Below are 2,313 nucleotides of genomic sequence, written 5' to 3' on the forward strand. Positions count from 1 at the left end.
TGAGCTTGTCCGCAAAAAATGGATCCCTTGCTGAGTGTGTAAAACTCACGCAAGGAGGAAGGAAAGATGGGTAATCCGAGAGCTCGATATACGCAGGAATTCATGCTGGAAGCCGTGCGTATGGTCCGCGGCGGCCAGAGCATGGCGGCGGTGGCGAAGATACTGGGCATCAGCCCGAAGACGCTGCACAACTGGGTGAAGGCCGATGCCGCTGGGAAGCTGAACGGCGCAGGCAAACAGGTTTCTCCAGAACAGATGGAGATTGCCCGGCTGCGCGCGGAGTTGGCACGCGTGAAGATGGAGCGCGACATATTGGAAAAAGCCACGGCGTACTTTGCAAAGGTGTCGGCATGAAGTACGCCTGGATCGAGCTTCACAGCCGACAATGGCCGGTGTCCCTGACCTGCCAGGTGCTGGGTGTCAGCCCCAGCGGTTACCACGCGCGCAAGGCGCGGGATGTCGATACTGACCGACCGCGCCGACGCATCACCAACGACGCTCTGCTGGTGCACATCAAGGCCGTGCACGCTGAATCCAAAGCCGAGTACGGCTGGCCGCGCGTGTGGAAGCAACTGCTGGCCCAGGGCATTCGTGTCAGCAAGGATCGTGTCCAGCGGCTCATGAAGCTGCACGGCATCAAGGCGAAGACCAAACGCCGGTTCAAGGTCACGACCGACAGCAACCACAGCTTGCCGGTCGCACCGGACCTGCTGCAACGAGACTTCTCTCCCGCGCGTCCCGACCAGGTCTGGACTACGGACATCACGTACATCTGGACGGACGAGGGTTGGCTGTTTCTGACCGTCATTCTCGATCTGTTCAGCCGTCAGGTGGTGGGCTGGTCGATGCAGCCGCACATGCGCACGGAGCTGGTGTCTGATGCGCTGCGTATGGCGTGGTTTCGCCGCCGTCCGCAAGCGGGCCTGATCCTCCACAGTGACCGTGGCAGCCAGTATTGCAGTCATGACTTCCAGGACCTGCTCAAGGGCTACGGCATGCGCAGTTCGATGAGCCGCAAGGGGAATTGCTGGGACACTCAGTCTAAGATCACATCCGAACGTCGGTCCGATCTGACCCGTGCTGGGATTGGCCAAGTTGCCTTGGAATTGACCTGTCGATCGGGTTCCGGCGTTCCCCGAGTGTTGCCGGGCCCAGCGTCTGTGACCTAATAGGAGCTTTGTTCTGCACCGTGAGTGTCCTGTCCTGCGATTGGGGTTTGGCGATGCGCCCACTACAACGGATATGCGCATGGAACAAAACGAAGTGATTCTTGGGGTCGACACGCATCTGGATACGCATGTCGGGGCTGTGATCAGCGACATAGGCAAGCTTCTCGGAACGAGATCAGTATCGACCGATACGGCAGGGTATCTCGATCTGCTGACATGGGCAAATTCGTTCGGTCATTTGCGTCGCGCCGGAGTTGAAGGGACCGGCACCTATGGAGCGGGATTGGCCCGCGTGCTGCGCGATCATGAGATCGAGGTGCTTGAAGTCAATCGTCCCGATCGCGCGATGCGCCGATCCAAAGGGAAGTCCGATCCCACTGATGCTGAAAACGCGGCGCGTGCGGTCCTCTCCGGAAGGGCCACGGCTATTCCAAAGGAACAGTCCGGCGCCGCCGAAGCAATGCGCGCGGTCTCCGTTGCCCGGCGCAGTGCAGTCAAAGCAAAGACGCAGGCTATCAACCAGTTACGGGCCTTGCTCGTCAGCGCACCGCAGGAAATCCGTGATCGTCTTCTGAAAGCGAAGACGGCAGAATGCGTTGAGAGTTGTGCCCGTGTCCGCTCGTTGGGCAAAACGCCAATGCTGCAAACGCTGACGGCGACGCTACGACTGCTGGCGAAGCGTTGGCTGACGCTGGCGGAGGAGCTCAAAGCACTCGACACTATGCTTGACGACCTGACCAGCCAGCATGCCAAGCGGCTTCGCGAAAGATTCGGTGTCGGCCCACAGACCGCTGCGGTCTTGGTCGCTGTGGCGGGTGACAATCCCGAACGCCTGAAAAGTGAAGCCGCGCTGGCGGCACTTTGCGGCACAAGTCCATTACAGGCCTCGTCGGGCAAGACGGTCCGGCATCGGTTGAACAGGGGCGGTGACAGGTCTGCAAACAACGCCCTTTGGACCATTGCCATGGTTCGAATGCGGAGCGATCCGCGCACCCGCGCCTATGTCGAACGCCGGACGAAGGAAGGCATGTCCAACAAGGAAATCCACCGCTGCCTGAAGCGCTATATCGTCCGGGAGTTGTACCCGCTCATCCTGGCCGATCTGGCCGATTCGACGGCCTCTGCTTGACATAGGAGCGTCAAT

1 protein-coding gene and 1 pseudogene are annotated in these 2,313 nt (G+C 60.1%); both read left to right on the forward strand.

Translation table 11 applies throughout. The features are described from left to right. Positions 1-66: 66 nt before the first annotated feature. A pseudogene (locus WCA53_RS17820) lies at positions 67-1,034 on the forward strand (IS3 family transposase); the annotation flags it as partial. Positions 1,035-1,248: 214 nt separating this feature from the next. After that, on the forward strand, positions 1,249-2,298 hold the full coding sequence (locus WCA53_RS17825) for an IS110 family transposase (RefSeq protein WP_423913331.1): 1,050 nt from the start codon (positions 1,249-1,251) through the stop codon (positions 2,296-2,298). The last annotated feature ends 15 nt before the right edge of the window (positions 2,299-2,313 follow it).

Origin of the sequence: Caballeronia sp. (genome assembly GCF_049581465.1) — a bacterium.
Classification (GTDB): Bacteria; Pseudomonadota; Gammaproteobacteria; order Burkholderiales; family Burkholderiaceae; genus Caballeronia.

Bases quoted from the DNA above. Each gene is read 5' to 3' on its own strand.
- WCA53_RS17825 (WP_423913331.1), top strand. From the start codon at position 1,249: ATGGAACAAAACGAAGTGATTCTTGGGGTCGACACGCATCTGGATACG.